Origin of the sequence: Lentzea xerophila, from assembly GCF_051094245.1 — a bacterium.
Lineage (GTDB): Bacteria > Actinomycetota > Actinomycetes > Mycobacteriales > Pseudonocardiaceae > Lentzea > Lentzea xerophila.
This window is the reverse complement of sequence record NZ_CP194934.1, coordinates 5,705,782-5,720,963: the sequence shown is the minus strand read 5'-3', so window position 1 is coordinate 5,720,963 and position 15,182 is coordinate 5,705,782. Positions and strand designations below refer to the sequence as shown.

The following is a 15,182-nucleotide window of genomic DNA, read 5'->3' as shown; positions in this document are numbered from 1 at the left end:
TCACTTGCTCCTGTTGACCATGTAGCGAGCCAGGGCGTGCAGCTCCGCCGAGGCCTGCGGGTCTCCACCCGCTTCGTCGAGGCTTTCGATGGCGAGTTCGTACTGGCGCACGGCTTCCGCCTGAGTCCAGTCCTTGCCGCCCGCCCGTTGCACCAGGGCCACCGCGTGGCCGAGGTTCGCACCGGTGATCGACCGCGTCCGGTACAGCTCGGCGAGCTCGTCCGCCGCTGCCGAGTTGGACCGCATGGCGGCCACCACGGGCATACTCTTCTTGTAGCGCAGGAGATCCGCACCGACCGGCTTGCCGGTGACCTTGGGGTCGCCGAAGATGCCGAGCAGGTCGTCGACGAGCTGGAACGCGAGACCGACGTGGTGCCCGAACCTGCGTAGCGCCGACTCCTGGTCCGGGCAGGCGCCGCCCGCCCTGGCCCCGATGGCGCAGGATCCGGACAGCAGCGCGGCGGTCTTGCCGCCCGCCATGTCGAGGTATTCCTCCGGCGAGACCCGGAGCGTCTGCTCGAAGGTCATGTCCTGGAGCCGGCCAACGCAGAGATCGACGACGACGGCGTTGAGCTCGGCGCCCATCGCGGCCGCGTCCTCATCGCCGTCCTGTGTCAGCACGAGGGTGGCCAGCGACAGCATCGCGTCGCCGAGCAGGATCGCGTAGGGCACGCCGAACTCGGCCCAGACGGTCGGCCGGCCGCGGCGCACGCGGTCCTGGTCCATCACGTCGTCGTGGATGAGGGAGAAGTTGTGCACCAGCTCGACCGCGACCCCGGCGCGCAGCACCAACGCGGTGGGGGCACCGCCGCTCACCGCTCGTGCCGCGGCGAACGCGAACGCGGGGCGCACCATCTTCCCCTGCGACGCCGTCGTGGGGGTTCCCTCGGCGTCGCAGAAGCCGAAGTGGAACTCGGCGCCGAGGCGGAGCTGCGCGGGTAGCCGAGAAAGCGCAGACCTGAGTGGACTGCCGACCTGTGTTGAGGTGAGGTGCAACGCGTCGACGGCTGAAGCCGTTGCTGCGTCGGTGAGAGTCACGTGGCCCACTCCTCCGAGAGCGTGTGCCGGCAGGATCGGACACCACGTTATGGGAGTGACGACGAAGCGCGCGACGGACCGTTCCGGCACGTAGAACGGCCTAGGTCGGAGAACCTGACGCTCCATCGCAAAAGGACGGACTGTCGGTTCGAGGCGGCTGTTGACTCCGCGCCGCCGAGCCTTGCTGCTGAACAACTCAGTGACGGTCGTCTGGTTTTGAGTCGGTTCCTTGCGTTGGCGAGCGGAGTGCTCGGTGTTTCCCGGCTTGCCCGGCGGGTGTCGATCCCGAAGCCGACGGTTCACCGCCTCCTCGGTCGTTCTGGTCGACGCGGGCTTCGCGCACCAGCTCCCCAGCCGGATGTCAGCTCACCGATCACGCGGCGACCCTGGGCGATGTCAGTTGCGAGTCGCCCGTCGGGTGACCAGCGGCGGTTCGCAACAGGATGGAATTGTCCGATTGGCCGCCGACACCTGTATGTAGCGTTACACGGACGAGGATGGAGACATCGAGGGTGGCCGCGTCCCAGTCGAAAGGGGGCATGCGTTCTTCGCGGGAGGACGCCTCGTCTGTTGCCGCTCTGGCGAACTGATGCGAAGCGGCGCGATCCAAGCTGGAGGTGGTGACCTTGGTTGAGTGCCCGCGGTGCCCGCGCACACCCGGCCGCGTCCGTCGCGGATTCCGATCGTGACGCCCCACACCCAGAAAGTGTGGAATGTACATTCCACAAGTGATGTAATGTACGTTCGATATGCGCGTGGAGCCTGTATGAGATCGGAGGGCCTCCTGGTGCTCGTGGTCGTGCTGGCGGCGTGCGGTGTGCCCACTGCTGGTCGGCAGGACAAGTCCACCGGTGGTGCGCTGGTGGGCGTCACCATGCCGACGACGACGGTGCAGCGCTGGAATCAGGACGGGCAGAACATCAAGCGCGACCTGGAGGCGCGAGGGCACCGGGTCGACCTGAAGTACGCGGAGAACAATGCGCCCGACCAGGTGCCGCAGACCGAGGACCAGATCGCTCTGGGCGCGAAGCTCCTGATCATCGCTTCGGTGGACGGCTCGGCGCATACCAGGCTGAGACGCTGCTGAACGGGCTGGGCCTCCGCAATGCCGGCACCGGCTCCGCCAAAGGTCCGTTCAACGTCGAGCTGTTCGCCGGTCCCGCGGACGACAACAACTCGGTCTTCTTCTTCCACTGAAGGAGAACCGAAGGTCACCTTCTCCGCCGCAAAGCCGATCACATCCATTAGCGGAGCCGACCCTCGGTGTAGTACCCGGACTCCCCGATGGAACTTCCACCAAGAAAGGACTCTCGAGATGAAGGCAGGACGCGACGCACTCCGGCGCGGCCTTGCGGTGAGCACCGTGACCTTGGCCGTGTCGGCGCTGCTGACCGCCGGAGCAGGTGCCGTCGCATCGGCTGGGCCGGATGCCGACCGCGCCGCCACCCCCGTGCTCGACTGGGTGCCTTGCACGTCCCCGCCCGGTCTGCAGTGCGCCACGGCTCAGGTTCCGCTGTCCTACCGGGATCCGGATGGCCCACAGATCTCCCTGGCACTGGCGAAGCGGCCCGCCGGCGATCCGGAACACAGGATCGGCACCGTGTTCACGAAGGACGGCGGTCCGGGCAATCGAGGGCGCATCCCGCCGAAGCTGTCACCGGCAGTGGCGTCACGGTTCGACATCGTCGGGTTCGATCCACGCGGCACCAACAACTCCAGCCCGGTCACCTGCTCCGACGATCCTGCCGACGACGCGAAGCTGAGCCCGCCCTTTCCCGTCACCGAGGCCGAGGAGAACGCGGCGATCCGGCAGGTGGGTGAGGTCACCGCACGTTGTGCGCAGCACGCCGGGCCACTGCTGGGGCACATGTCGACCGCCAACGTAGCCAGGGACCTGGACCTGTTGCGGCGTGCCGTCGGTGACGACCAGCTGACCTACTACGGCCCTTCCTACGGCACGCACCTGGGCGAGGTGTACGCCAATCTTTTCCCGCAGCGAGTGCGTGCCGTGGTCCTCAACGGTGTGCTGCAACCTCAGGAATGGACCATCGGCCGGCTGCCGGGCCAGGGCAGGGAGCCCTTCACCTACCGGCTGGGTCCGTACCTCGGAGCCCAGGACGCGTTGAAGAACCTCTTGCGGGAGTGCGCCGCTCACGTGCAGTGCGCGTTCGGCGGGCCGGGTGCCACCGAGCAGAGTCTGCGGCAGAAGTACGACCACCCGCTGAGCCGGTTGCGTCAGGGACCGATCACCTTCACCGACTCGCACGGCGACCAGCACGAGGTCACCTATCGGGACCTGGTCGGACAGATGCTGTCCGGGCTTTACGGCTGGGACGCGGTCCTCTACCTCACACCGACCCTGCAGAGATTGCACCTTGCCGCGCAAGGTCCGGTCACTGCGGCGGCACCCGTGCGAATTCCCCCAGCGGCACCGCCGCGGTTCGCCCCCGCCGACGAGCCGCAGCGCGCGTGGAACACCTGGTGGAGCGCTGTCGCCTGTACCGACTCCGACAACCCGCGCGACCCACGAGCGGTCGGCCGCTACGCCCGCATGGCCGAGGCGCGGGCACCAGGGTTCGCGTCGGCCTGGGTCTACCGCTCGCTGCCGTGCGCGAGCTGGCCGGTGACCGATCCAGACCGCTACACCGGGCCGTGGAACCGCCAGACCGCCAACCCGGTGCTGCTCGTCGGCAACCGGCGCGGCGACCCGGCAACCCCCTACGAGGACGCGGTGTCCACCAGCCGCCTGCTCGGCAACGCCCGGCTGCTCACCGCGGACCTCGCCGGACACGGGGGCGTCTACAGCGGAGTGAGCCCGTGTGTGGACCAGTGGGTGGACAGCTATCTGACCACCCTTGCACTGCCACCGGTGGACACGGTCTGTTCCGCCGTGCGAGGGCCTTCCGACCCGTCGAGCTGATCTGTCGCAGGCAGCTCGCCGGGACTGAGCCGGCGAGTCCTTCCCACTGTGCACCTCTGCCGGTCGCGTGAGCGCGACCGGCAGAGTGGATCAGCCTCGGCTGGTCTTCGTGGAGTGCTGATCGAGGAAGGACACGGCTCCGGTGGCTTGGCGGTCAAAGTTCACGTTGAAGAAGGTGCTCGACGCCAGAGGCTCGGCATCACATAGCAGAGAAGGAATTCAGCATGCCTCATGTCCGGTCGAACGGCATCGAGCTCTACTACGAGTCGATCGGTGATCCCAGTGGTCCGCCGATGCTGCTGATCATGGGGGTGGGGGCACAGCTCCTCACGTGGCCCGATGAGTTCTGCTCCCTCCTCGCCGACCGCGGCTTTCACATGATCCGGTTCGACAACCGCGACGTCGGCCTGTCGACCTGGCTCGACGAGCTCGGCCCGGTCGATCTGGCAGGAGTGGCCAGGGGTGATCTCTCCACGGTGCGTTACCGGCTCTCCGACCTGGTCGCCGATGTCGCGGGCCTGGTCGCCGCCCTCGACCTGTCTCGCGTGCATCTCGTCGGTTTCTCGATGGGTGGCGGCATCGCGCAGCAGTTCGCCGTCGACAGCCCTGAGCTAGTCGCCAGCCTCGCCTCGATCTCGTCGAGCACGAGCGATCCGTCCCTGCGGGGGACCACGATCGGTGATCCCGTCGCCCTGCTGCCGCCGTCCGGTGCCGACCGCGAGACGGCCATCGCCGCAGACGTCCGGCTCCAGCGCCTCATCGGGTCGCCCGGAGCCGAGACCGGTGACGAGGAGCTGGTCCGGCGCGCGGCCGCGGCCTACGACCGCGCCTTCCACCCGGCGGGCACGCTCCGTCAGATCGCCGCCAACGCGACCACCCCGAACCGCACCGACGATCTGAAGACTCTTCAGATCCCGACCGTCGTGATCCACGGCGACAGCGACCAGTTGGTCGACGTGAGCGCCGGGCGCGCCACTGCCGAGGCGATCCCCGGAGCGGAGTTGCTGATCATTCCGGGCATGGGGCACGACCTGCCCGAGAGCGCGTGGAGCCGGATCGCCGACGCCATCGCGGCGAACGCAGCCAAGGCCTGATTCACGTGGCCTGATGCACGCGGGTGGTCGGCTCGACCCGATGGAGTGCGGCCGCTCCAAGCAAACGGTGCGCCGCCCGGACCTGGCCGGGTGGGCCGAGTACGGCTACCGCGCCTCCCATTCCCGCTACTTCCGGGGAACGCGCCTGCACGCTGGGAGGAAGGTGGCAGCGCTCGCGTGCGCTGCCACCTTCGCACCCCTGGCTTCTTGCATCACTCGCTGACCTCGCCACGGTGAACGGACACGGGTGGACACCGCAGACTCGCCGGTCCTCACGACTCGCAGACCGGCTGTACTGACCGTTCTATCTGTTATTGTTGCCGCAATGGTGCACAACGCTGGACGCAAGGTCTCCGAAGCGCGTGAGCGCTTGCTCGCCACTGCGACGCAGATCTTCTACGCGGAGGGCCTCCACTCCGTCGGGATCGACCGCATCGTGGCGGAGGCACAGGTCACCCGCGCGACGTTGTACCGGCACTTCGCCGGCAAGGACGATCTCGTCATCGCCTACCTGGAGTCGGTGTCCCGGATGGAGCGCGACCAGGTCGAGCAAGCGCTCGCCGGCGGTCAGCCCGCTGACGACGTCCTGCGAGCCATCGCGAGGTCCGTCGCCGCCGGGATCGAGTCGCCCGGATTCCGCGGGTGCGCCTTCCTCAACGCCGCGGCGGAGTACCCGGATCGTGCGCACCCGGTACTCAAGACCGTCCTCGGCCACCGCGAGTGGTTCCTGCGCACCATCACGGACCTGTTCGCGCAGACCGACCGGAAGTCGGCCGCTTCGGCGGGCAGGCACTTCGTCATGTTGCGCGACGGAGCCATGGCCGCGGGGTGCCTGACGGATGCGGCGCAGGTCGGCGAAACCTTCCTCGCCGGGGTCGAGGGCATGCTCCGGCTCCGCAGCGGCTCCGAATAAGGTCGAACGTGTGGCCCAACGCGGGGGAGTTCCGTGTTGGACTCCGCCGCGTTCGCAGTTCTCTCCTGCGGGACCCACGCGTCTGGGCCGAAGACTCACGCTCGGGCGTGCGCTTGCCAGGACGAGGTGCGTGCTGGGTCCTGGACCATCCGTCAATGCCCAAGGCCTTGCAAGATGGCGACTTTGGCACGGGCGCGCGTTGCAGACCGGAGCCGCATGTCGAGGGAGCCGACGTAGTGGTCGCCGGCCTCGTCCAGGGTCTGGCCGGCGAGCACGTGCGGCACCCACGACTGTTCCCGCACAAGGTGCGCGACGAGATCACGCACCTCTCACTCGGTGCACGGTGTGGGTTCGTCCCACTGGTCCTCGTGAACCTGATGCACCAGCGCGCTGAACGTCCGGAGTGAAGCCGCGTCGTGCCCTCTTTCAGGAGGATCCTCGCCGCGGCAGAGGACAGGCATCGGGCCCGAGCTCGGGGAGTCAGGGCGCAACCGACGGGGGAAGGTGCATCACCTGGCTCAGTCCACCGTCGACGGTGATGCTCGTGCCGTTGGCATAGCTGGCTTCGCTGCTCGCCAGGAAGGCCACGACGGAGGCGATCTCGTCGGGCGTTCCCGGACGACGCATGGGGACGTGCGCCGAGTACGCCTCGATGACCCCAGGGTGCTCGGCCATCAGGTGGGTCATGCCGGTCGGGTAGGTCACTCCGGGAGGCACGGTGTTGGAGCGGACCCCGTCGGCGCCATGTTCGAGCGCGATGCTGGTGGTGAGGCCTTCCGCGGCCCTCTTGGCGGCGTTGTACGCGGTCTGGCCGTAGTTGTGGCGCAGCGCGTTCAGGGAGCCGATGTTCACGATGTCGCCCTTGGTCTTACCGCGGTTAGGTGGCACACACCGAGTGCACCGCAGTCCGGAGACCCTGGCGGTGGAGGGCGTCCAGGTGTTCCCGGAACACTGCCGAACCGGCGGCCAGCGCGAGCTGGACGGTGCACGAGGTCCGCTCGGCGCGAAGGTCCTCAGTGGACTTGAGCTCCTGGAGCAGCGACGACGTCAGCCGGTCGAGCCGGGTGCGGATCTGTGCGAGATCCGGCCGGGTGGTGGGGGCCTCCTCCGGGTGGGCCGTCCAGCGGGCGAACAGACCTCGCTGAACCACCTTGCTCGCGGTGATCTGGTCCTGGAAGAACGCGGCCGCCGCGTCCGGGTCGAGCCCGAGCGCGCCGGCCTGTGCGCGCACCTGGTCGAGCACCTGCTGTTCGCGGACTGGGTCGTCGATCGGCTTGGTGGTGCCGAACTTGGAGGCGGCCACGTCGTCGCTCACGCGAAGGCGCTCGACGACGAGGCCGGTCAAGTCGCCCAGCCTGCCGAACGACCTGTTCGCCGCCGCGGCACTCGACGACTCCGTCTCAGCCGGGGCGCTCGCCGCCATGGCCGGGAGAGTCGCCGGCGACATCGCGCCGCTGACCGTCAACGCGGTGACGGCGATGCCGCGAGCCACCTTGTTCCTCGTCCTCAACTGCCTGCCTCCGGTTCCGTGGGCGAAGTACTTGTATGTAGCGATCACTCTACAGCGGTCGCCCACCTTGTCGTGGGCGAAATGAGATAGACCGTTCGGTCTTGACATGACGGTTCACGACGCTTCAGGATGATTGAGACAGAACGTTCGGTATCGCACCCTGATGTGATCGGGAAGGAAGCCGTCATGACTGCACCTCTGTACACCGGCATCGCCACCTCTACTGGAGACGGCAGGGCCGGAGGCCGGGCGAGGACCGACGACGGCCTTCTCGACGTCGGCCTGGCGATCCCGAAGGAGATGGGTGGCCCCGGCGGCGCGACCAACCCGGAGCAGTTGTTCGCGGCGGGCTGGGCGTCGTGTTTCCACTCGGCGGTCAAAGCGGTGGCGGCGCAGCGCAAGGTCTCGGTCACCGACTCCGCGGTCGTCGCGGAGGTGCGGGTGCTGCCGACGCCCGAGGGAGGTTTCGCTCTGAGTGCCGCACTGCACGTCGAGCTGTCGGGCGTGGATCAGGCGGTCGCCGACGAGCTCGCCGAGGCCGCCCACGCGATGTGTCCGTACTCGAACGCGACGCGCGGCAATGTTCCGGTGACCATCGACGCGACCGTCGCGTGACTCCTGCGGCCAGGCCGGCGTGAGTCCTCGGCCTGGCCAAAGGGATTGAAACCTCCACCCGCAGCCCTATAATGAGCGTTACATACAAGGCGATGGAGGTGGCCGACCGTGGGTGTCAGGAAGCTGGGTTATGTGGGCCTCAACGTCACCGACATCGGTGCGTGGACCGACTTGTTGAGGCGAACGTTGGGAGTCGGCGTCACCCATGCGAAGTTCGGTGCCGATGAGATCGCGCTGGTCGAGATGGACGAGTTCAAGTACCGCGTCGCGCTCTATCCGTCCACGGTGGACTCTCCGAGGGAGATCGGGTGGATCGTCGACTCGCCGAGGGAGCTCGACAGGCTCACCGGGCGGCTCGCCGACGCCGGCTTCACCGTCTCGGACGGCACCGAGGAGGAGCGGGAGCTGCGTGGCGCGTCACAGCTGCGCTGGTTCACCGACCCCGTCGGCTTCCGGGTCGAGCTGGCCGTCGGCGAGAGCAAAGTCCGCGTCGCGCCGGACCGCCATGACGGCAGACCCGGAGTCACCGGCCTGGGACACTTCGTGCTGGCCGGCCCGAAGCTGGACGAGCTTCGCGAGCTCTACGAGACAGTGCTCGAGTTCCAGCTGACCGACTACCGCGCCCCGGGCTTGTACTTCTTCCGCTGCAACACGACCCACCACAGCATCGCGCTGGCGGCAGCGGAGGAGCCGTCGATCCATCACCTCGAGTTCGAGCACGACTCCATCGACGACGTCGGCCGCGCCCACGACCGCGCCAAAGCCAACGAGGTCCCGATCTCGATCAGCCTCGGCCGGCACACGAACGACAAAGCCATCTCCTTCTACGTCAAGAACCCCAGCGGGTTCCACCTCGAGATCGGCTGCGGCGGCATCGAGGTCGGCGACGACTGGATCCCCCACGACTTCGGCCGCGCCAGCGTCTGGGGACACCAGCACGCCGACACCAACCCCTTCGCCACCACGAAGTCATGACGGACGACGTCGCAGGGACCGGTCTCGCCGGCCGCCGTGCCATCGTCACCGGTGCGGCGAGCGGGATCGGTGACGCCGTGGCGACCCGGCTCGCGGCACTCGGCGCTCACGTCGTGGTGTGCGACATCGATGGGGAAAGGGCGTCGCTGACCGCGGAACGGATCGGCGGCGAAGCCCTGACACTGGATCTGAGCAACACCGCCGAGCTGGCCGAAAGGCAGTTCGACGCGGACATCCTCGTCAACAACGCGGGCATCCAGCACGTCGCGCCCATCGACCAGTTCGACCCCGGGCGGTTCGCCTTCATGCTCCGGCTGATGCTGGAGGCGCCCTTTTTGCTGAGCCGTGCTGTTCTGCCGGGCATGTACGACCGCGGCTGGGGGCGGATCGTGAACATCTCCAGCGTCCACGGCCTAAGGGCCAGTGCTTACAAGTCCGCCTACGTCAGTGCCAAGCACGGCCTCATGGGTCTGTCGAAGGTCATCGCGCTGGAGGGCGCCGGCAGGGGAGTGACCAGCAACTGTGTGTGCCCTGGATACGTGCGGACACCGTTGGTGGAGAACCAGTTGGCCGACCAGGCGAAGGTGCACGAGCTGAGCACCGACGAAGTGCTGTCGAAGGTGTTGTTGACGAGGTCTGCGGTGAAGCGCCTGATCGAGCCCAGCGAGGTCGCCGGTGCTGTGGCGTACCTGTGCTCGCCTGGCGCCACATCCGTGACCGGGACCGAGATGGTTCTCGACGGCGGGTGGAGCGCTTCCTGACCGGGTCCTGACGGACCCTCGGCCGCGGGCCGCCGTCTCCCCAGCGGCGGCTCGCACTCTTTTGGCCGGAATTGCCGGCTGTGGGCAAGGGCGTCGCTGAGAAGAGGCCCCGCCGTGCGCGTGTAGCTCTCGCCCGAGATGTGCGCCTGCTGGGCGGGGAGATGCGTGCGCAACGCTTTGCGAGCCGCGGCGACAGACCGCGGATGATCGCGGGCGTGATCGGGCCGGGGCTTCTCCGAGCGACGTGTAGGTAACGAGCGCTACACAGCGCAGGTTCCGCGCCTCTCCTTCGTGTGAGGTGAACGCGGTCGTTCTGGTGGCTGGAACGCGGTGCTGCGCCTGGCAGGTGCCGGGATCGAGGATCTGACGGCAGATGGCTTCAGTGTGCGACGTGGTTCACGCTCCGCCTCCGGACGTCACCTTCCCGACTGAGATAGAACGTTCGGTCTTGACGGCGTGAATGACGGCCGCTATCGTAGCTGTGTATTGAGCGTTCTATATACGGCCCCGGTGTTCTCGATCCGAGGTCAGAACCCGGCCGTGCCGCGCGGTGACGCGATGAGCCAGGCCGTTCACATCGAACCGAAGGAAATCTTGTGACTGCCACCAGTCCTGCCGCGTCGTCCTTGCGGCGGTTGTACTTCGTCCGTGCCGCGTTCGCGCTCGTCTGGGCCGTCCTGGTGGGCGTGACCGGGGCCGAGCTCGGACCGATCGTCATCGTGCTGGTCGTGCTCTACCCGCTGTTCGACGTGGCCGCCGCCGTCGTCGACGCGCGTGCGTCCAAGCAGTCCCAGAACGTGCTGGGCCTGTACGTGAACATGGTCGTCAGCCTCGCCGCGGCGGTGGGTATCGCCGTCTCGACCGCGACGGCCGGCATCCCCGGCATTCTCGTGGTGTGGGGTGCGTGGGCGATCGTGTCGGGCATCGTCCAGCTCGTCGTCGGCGTCGGCCGGCGCAAGATGGGCGGCCAGTGGCCCATGATCCTCAGCGGTGGCCTCTCCGTGGGCGCCGGCTCGTCCTTCGTCCTGATGGCGTCGCAGCCGAACGCCGCTCTCACCACGGTTGCGGGCTACGCGGCGCTGGGTGGCATCTTCTTCCTGGTCTCGGCGATTCGTCTCGGGTCGGCTGCGAAGAAGTCCCTCGCGGCCGCCGGTGCTGCCTGAACCGTTTCACCCGGAACGCGACGCGGTGACGTGCGGGCGGTGGGATCCGGACCGGACCACCGCCCGGCGTGGCCGCGTCCGTCGCTCCGTTCTGCCAATGCCAGGCGCGGCAAGGGTTTTCAGGCCAGCGTGACATCTCTCCTCGCTGTACTTTGCTCGGATGACGTCTGCCTGCCGAGGCGGTGCAGCGAAAGTTGCATTTTCAACGATTGGCGGCGTCCGGTTTGCCTTGTAGAGTGAACGTTACATACATTGACGTGAGTGTCCGCGGATCCGGCACCACCGCAGAGCCGTCCGCGGTCCTTTCGGGGGGCCTGAACAACCGTCGCAACGAAGCGAGGTTCCCGTGAACGTTCTCGAACAGATCAGAAGCTCACCCATGAGCCGTGCCCAGGTCCAGGCGGTCGCCCTGTGCCTGGTGATGAACGTGGTCGACGGCTTCGACCTCCTCGTCACCTCCTTCGTCGGACCGGCGATCACCAAGGAGTGGGGACTGTCCCCGTCGTCGGTCGGCGTGCTGCTCAGCGGTGGTCTGGCCGGCATGGCTATCGGCGCGCTCTTCCTGGCGCCCTTCGCCGACCGCATCGGACGCCGCCGCATCACGCTCGGCAGCCTGGCGCTGGCCGCACTCGGCATGTTCGCCGCATCCTTCACCGAGAACCTCTCGCAGCTCCTCATCGCCAGAGTGGTCACCGGCGTGGCGGTGGGCACGATGGCGGCGAGCCTGCCGGTGCTCACCTCGGAGTACGCGAACAACCGGCGCAAGGGCCTGGCCGTCGCGCTGATCACCACCGGCTACGGCATCGGCGCGGTGACAGCGGGGCTCTCCACGAGCGCGCTGGTCGGCTCGCTGGGCTGGCGTTCCGTGTTCGTCTTCGGCGGCATCGCGACGTCGATCCTGTTCCTGGTCGGACTGCGGTTCCTGCCGGAGTCGATCGACTACCTGGTCGCGCGTCGTCCCCGCAACGCTCTGCCGAGGTTCAACAAGATCCTCGTCTCCATGGGGCGCACCCCGGTCGACGAGCTGCCCGCGCACGCGACGACCTCGCGCAAGGTCGCGATGGAGTCGTTGTTCCGCGGCGGCAACGCCGTTCGCACCGTACTGGTCTGGCTCGCGTTCACCTCGGCGCAGACGGCGTTCTACTTCGCGAGCTCCTGGACACCGAGTCTGTTGCTGAAGGCGGGCATGTCCAACCAGCAGGGAATCAGCGGCGGCATCCTGTTCAGCCTCGGCGGTATCACCGGTGCGGCTTTGCTCGGCCTGCTCGTGTCCAAAGTGGAGGCGCGGCGGCTGACCGCGGCGTACTTCGGCTTGGCCGCCGTGCTACTCGTGCTCTTCTCGTTGTCGCTGGGAACGCTGGCGATCGCGCTGGTCGTCGCCGTGCTCCTCGGGCTCTTCCTCAACGGGACGATCTCCGGCATCAACGTGATCGTGCCGACGATCTACCCGGCTGAGGCCCGGGCGACGGCGCTGGGCATGGCGGTCGCGGTGAGCAGGCTCGGTGCCGTGCTGGCGCCGCTGTTCGCCGGCTACCTGGTGCAGGCGGGCTGGCAGCCGAGCGCGATGTACCAGGTGTTCACGATCCCCGCGTTGGTCGGGGCCGCCGCGACGTTGCTCCTCACCCGGTTCGGGCGTCCGGTCCGCGGCACGGGGAGCGCGTCCGTCGGGGCACCGGCGGTGGCGGAGGTGTGACCGTTCCGACGTGCGTTTCGCGGCGTCACGGGTGATGGTGCTATTTCACAGTTGAGGAGGCTTCAAGGTGTCCGCCACATCAGACGGTGTCGCCGAGACGGGTGCCGGGCTCCCGCTCGTCCTCCTCCACGGTGGTGGGCCGGGTGTCGACGCCGTGAGCAACTGGGCTGCGACGATCTCCCGGCTCCGTACCGAGTTCGACTGCATAGCCCCGGATCTGCTCGGCTTCGGCACCCAGGTCCTCGCCGCGGGGACGGAGGGTCTCAACGGACCGCGTGCGTGGGCGGAGGCCCGCGCACGGCAGGTCCTCGACCTGCTCGACCGCAACGATTTGGTGCGGGTGAACCTCGTCGGCAACTCCGCTGCGGGTGGCGCCGCCGCGTTGGCGCTCCTGTCCGCCGCACCTGAACGGATCGGTCGCGCCGTCGTCATGGGTGGAGCGGGGACCGGACCGTTACCCGTCACGGTCCCCTTCTACGGCGAGTCGACGAAGGACTCCATGCGTGCCACCCTGGCCAGGCTGGTCGCAGACGAGGCCGATCACCGCGAACTGCTCGACGAACTCGCGGTCGTGCGGCTGCGTCAAGCGCTGCTTCCCGGTGCCGAAGCGGTCTTCCGGTCGATGTTCGCCACCGTCGTCGACGGGCTTCCGCCGGTGGATCCGACGGTCATCACCACTCCGGTCCTCGCGCTGCACGGGGAGTGCGATCGGGTCTCTCCGGTCGAGGTGTCCGAGCGGCTCGTCGAAGCACTGCCTCACGGTCGTCTCGAGGTGGTGGCTGGTGCCGGTCACTGGATCCACGTCGACAGGCCTGAGGAGTTCTGCACGCTTGTAGGGGAGTTCATCAGCGCATGATGGAACACATCAGCAGTGAGGAGGAGGTCGGTGTCCTGATCGTGGGCGCCGGCCCCACCGGCTTGACCCTCGCGATCGACCTCGCCCAGCGTGGCGTGCCGTGTCACGTCGTGGAGGCGTCCGAGCACCGGGCCGAGAACCCCCGGTGCAACACGACCTCCGCGCGGTCGATGGAGATCTTCCGCCGGCTCGGGCTCGCCGACGAGATCCGGAGGGCCGGGCTGCCGTCGTACTACCCGACATCGATCCAGTACCGCACGACTCTCCTCGGTGAGGAGATCTTCCGCCTCGACCTGGCGTCGTCGCACGAAGTGCTGTCCGGTGCGGGCAAGCAGGAGTGGCCCACTCCGGAGCCTCAGCACCGGATCTCGCAGCTGTTCCTGGAACCTCTCCTCGAGCAGCACGTGCGCACTCTGCCCGGCGTCACCCTGGAGCGCGGCACTTCGCTGGTCGAGCTCCGGCAGCACGGAACCCACGTCGAGGCCGTCGTCGAGTCCGGGGACGCCCGCCGGGTCCTGCGCTGCGCGTACGTCGTGGGTTGCGACGGTGCCCACAGCGCGGTTCGCCGTCAGCTGGGCATCCGGTATGAGGGCATCGAGGCGATCCAGAAGTTCGTGTCGACCTTCGTCCGGTCGCCCGAGCTGGGCAGGATCGCCGCGCGTGACCGGGCGTGGACCTACTGGACGCACGGCAGGAGACCCGCCTCGACCATCGCCATCGACGGTGATTCGTTGTGGTTGAACCACGTCGCGTTCTCCCCGGACCATGACACCGACTCCGAAGACCCCGAACAGCTCCTCCGGGAAGCGGTGGGAGCCGACGTCGAGCACGAGGTGATCGGCGTCGTCCGCTGGACAGGACGTCAGCTGGTCGCCCAGCGCTACCAGGAGGGGCGGGTGTTCCTCGCCGGGGACGCCGCCCACATCTGGATTCCCGTCGGCGGGTTCGGCATGAACGCGGGCATTCAGGACGCGGCGACGCTGGGCTGGATGCTCGCCGCTGTCCGCCTCGGGTGGGCGCCACCGGAACTGTTGGACGCCTACGAACTGGAGCGCAAACCAGTGGGAGAGCAGTTCGCCACGGCGGTGGGGTCGGCCGCGCGCAAATCCCTGGCCGAGTTCTCGCCGGACATCCACCTGCCCGGTGCGGAAGGTGTGCGTGCGCGCGCGGAGTTCGCCCAGCGACTCGCTGTCACCGAGCCGGCCCGGTACTCGCCTGATGGTTTCAGCTTCGGTTATCACTACGCGCGCTCGCCTCTGGTGGTCGGCGGCGAGGAGCACGACGCCATCACCATGGGCGGCTACCAGAACCGCGCGCAGCCGGGATTCCGGCTGCCGCACAGCTGGCTCGACGACGGCCGGTCGGTGCTCGACCTCCTCGGGTCCGGCTTCACGTTGCTGCGGACCGGCCGGAGCGTCGACACCCGGCCGTGGGAGTGGGCGGCGAGGGAGACCGGGGTGCCTCTGGTCGTGGTCGATCTGCCTGACGAAGTGGTGAACGACCACGCCGATCGATACCCCGCCCCGCTCCTGCTCGTACGCCCGGACCAGCACATCGCCTGGATGGGCGGGGCGGACGCCTTCCCCGCAGAGCTCCTGCACACAGCCACCGGCCACGTCACCGCCCTCCGGCGGTAGAACCACC

General features: G+C 68.1%; 16 protein-coding genes and 1 pseudogene. 14 read left to right on the top strand and 3 right to left on the bottom strand.

From position 1 onward, the window contains the following. Entirely contained in the window at nt 1-1,038 is a 1,038-nt protein-coding gene (locus ACRSBM_RS27260) for a polyprenyl synthetase family protein (RefSeq protein ID WP_434447378.1), read from the bottom strand. On the opposite strand from ACRSBM_RS27260, the gene ACRSBM_RS27255 reads away from it, so the two are divergent. The 7 genes and pseudogenes from ACRSBM_RS27255 to ACRSBM_RS27225 all read left to right on the top strand — a co-directional run bounded on the left by ACRSBM_RS27255 (nt 1,039) and on the right by ACRSBM_RS27225 (nt 6,372). Continuing rightward, nucleotides 1,039-1,662 carry a helix-turn-helix domain-containing protein gene (locus tag ACRSBM_RS27255; RefSeq protein ID WP_434447376.1) on the top strand — a complete coding sequence of 208 codons (624 nt, stop codon included), beginning with the start codon at nt 1,039-1,041 and terminating at the stop codon, nt 1,660-1,662. A 142-nt stretch (nt 1,663-1,804) separates the two neighbouring features. Further along, nucleotides 1,805-2,125, top strand: a complete 321-nt coding sequence (locus tag ACRSBM_RS27250) for a hypothetical protein (RefSeq protein WP_434447374.1) — start codon at nt 1,805-1,807, stop codon at nt 2,123-2,125. 228 nt (nt 2,126-2,353) lie between these two features. Continuing rightward, a complete protein-coding gene (locus ACRSBM_RS27245; protein ID WP_434447372.1) occupies nt 2,354-3,958 on the top strand; it encodes an alpha/beta hydrolase in 1,605 nt (534 codons plus the stop codon). A gap of 224 nt (nt 3,959-4,182) precedes the next feature. After that, nucleotides 4,183-5,052 (top strand): alpha/beta fold hydrolase, encoded by an 870-nt coding sequence (locus ACRSBM_RS27240; RefSeq protein WP_434447370.1) that lies wholly within the window; start codon nt 4,183-4,185, stop codon nt 5,050-5,052. A 37-nt stretch (nt 5,053-5,089) separates the two neighbouring features. Next, nucleotides 5,090-5,203: pseudogene (locus tag ACRSBM_RS27235) on the top strand (IS982 family transposase); the annotation flags it as partial. A gap of 174 nt (nt 5,204-5,377) precedes the next feature. Next, on the top strand, nt 5,378-5,965 hold the full coding sequence (locus ACRSBM_RS27230) for a TetR/AcrR family transcriptional regulator (RefSeq protein WP_434447368.1): 588 nt from the start codon (nt 5,378-5,380) through the stop codon (nt 5,963-5,965). A gap of 236 nt (nt 5,966-6,201) precedes the next feature. After that, nucleotides 6,202-6,372: a hypothetical protein gene (locus ACRSBM_RS27225; protein WP_434447366.1), complete on the top strand. Its 171-nt coding sequence runs from the start codon at nt 6,202-6,204 to the stop codon at nt 6,370-6,372. A gap of 73 nt (nt 6,373-6,445) precedes the next feature. On the opposite strand, the gene ACRSBM_RS27220 is transcribed toward ACRSBM_RS27225, so the two are convergent. Together ACRSBM_RS27220 and ACRSBM_RS27215 are read right to left on the bottom strand one after the other, a co-directional pair. Continuing rightward, nucleotides 6,446-6,853 carry an SDR family NAD(P)-dependent oxidoreductase gene (locus ACRSBM_RS27220; RefSeq protein WP_434447364.1) on the bottom strand — a complete coding sequence of 136 codons (408 nt, stop codon included), beginning with the start codon at nt 6,851-6,853 and terminating at the stop codon, nt 6,446-6,448. Beyond that, the gene (locus tag ACRSBM_RS27215; RefSeq protein ID WP_434447362.1) at nt 6,843-7,457 is read right to left on the bottom strand and encodes a chorismate mutase; all 615 of its coding nucleotides are present in this window, start codon (nt 7,455-7,457) and stop codon (nt 6,843-6,845) included. Before ACRSBM_RS27215 ends, ACRSBM_RS27220 begins: the two co-directional genes overlap by 11 nt. Nucleotides 7,458-7,661: 204 nt before the next feature. Between ACRSBM_RS27215 and ACRSBM_RS27210 the strand changes: the two genes are divergently transcribed. The 7 genes from ACRSBM_RS27210 (at nt 7,662) to ACRSBM_RS27180 (ending at nt 15,175) form a co-directional block, all read left to right on the top strand. Further along, entirely contained in the window at nt 7,662-8,090 is a 429-nt protein-coding gene (locus ACRSBM_RS27210; RefSeq protein ID WP_434447360.1) for an organic hydroperoxide resistance protein, read from the top strand. A 108-nt stretch (nt 8,091-8,198) separates the two neighbouring features. Continuing rightward, a complete protein-coding gene (locus tag ACRSBM_RS27205) occupies nt 8,199-9,065 on the top strand; it encodes a VOC family protein (RefSeq protein WP_434447358.1) in 867 nt (288 codons plus the stop codon). Next, nucleotides 9,062-9,826, top strand: coding sequence for a 3-hydroxybutyrate dehydrogenase (locus ACRSBM_RS27200; protein WP_434447356.1), 765 nt, complete (start codon nt 9,062-9,064; stop codon nt 9,824-9,826). The genes ACRSBM_RS27205 and ACRSBM_RS27200 overlap by 4 nt, the downstream gene beginning before the upstream one ends. Before the next feature lie 596 nt (nt 9,827-10,422). After that, nucleotides 10,423-10,989, top strand: coding sequence for a hypothetical protein (locus ACRSBM_RS27195; RefSeq protein WP_434447354.1), 567 nt, complete (start codon nt 10,423-10,425; stop codon nt 10,987-10,989). 379 nt (nt 10,990-11,368) lie between these two features. After that, nucleotides 11,369-12,682 (top strand): MFS transporter, encoded by a 1,314-nt coding sequence (locus tag ACRSBM_RS27190; protein WP_434447352.1) that lies wholly within the window; start codon nt 11,369-11,371, stop codon nt 12,680-12,682. A gap of 67 nt (nt 12,683-12,749) precedes the next feature. After that, nucleotides 12,750-13,538: an alpha/beta fold hydrolase gene (locus ACRSBM_RS27185; protein ID WP_434447350.1), complete on the top strand. Its 789-nt coding sequence runs from the start codon at nt 12,750-12,752 to the stop codon at nt 13,536-13,538. Beyond that, nucleotides 13,535-15,175 carry an FAD-dependent monooxygenase gene (locus tag ACRSBM_RS27180; protein ID WP_434447348.1) on the top strand — a complete coding sequence of 547 codons (1,641 nt, stop codon included), beginning with the start codon at nt 13,535-13,537 and terminating at the stop codon, nt 15,173-15,175. The genes ACRSBM_RS27185 and ACRSBM_RS27180 overlap by 4 nt, the downstream gene beginning before the upstream one ends. The last annotated feature ends 7 nt before the right edge of the window (nt 15,176-15,182 follow it).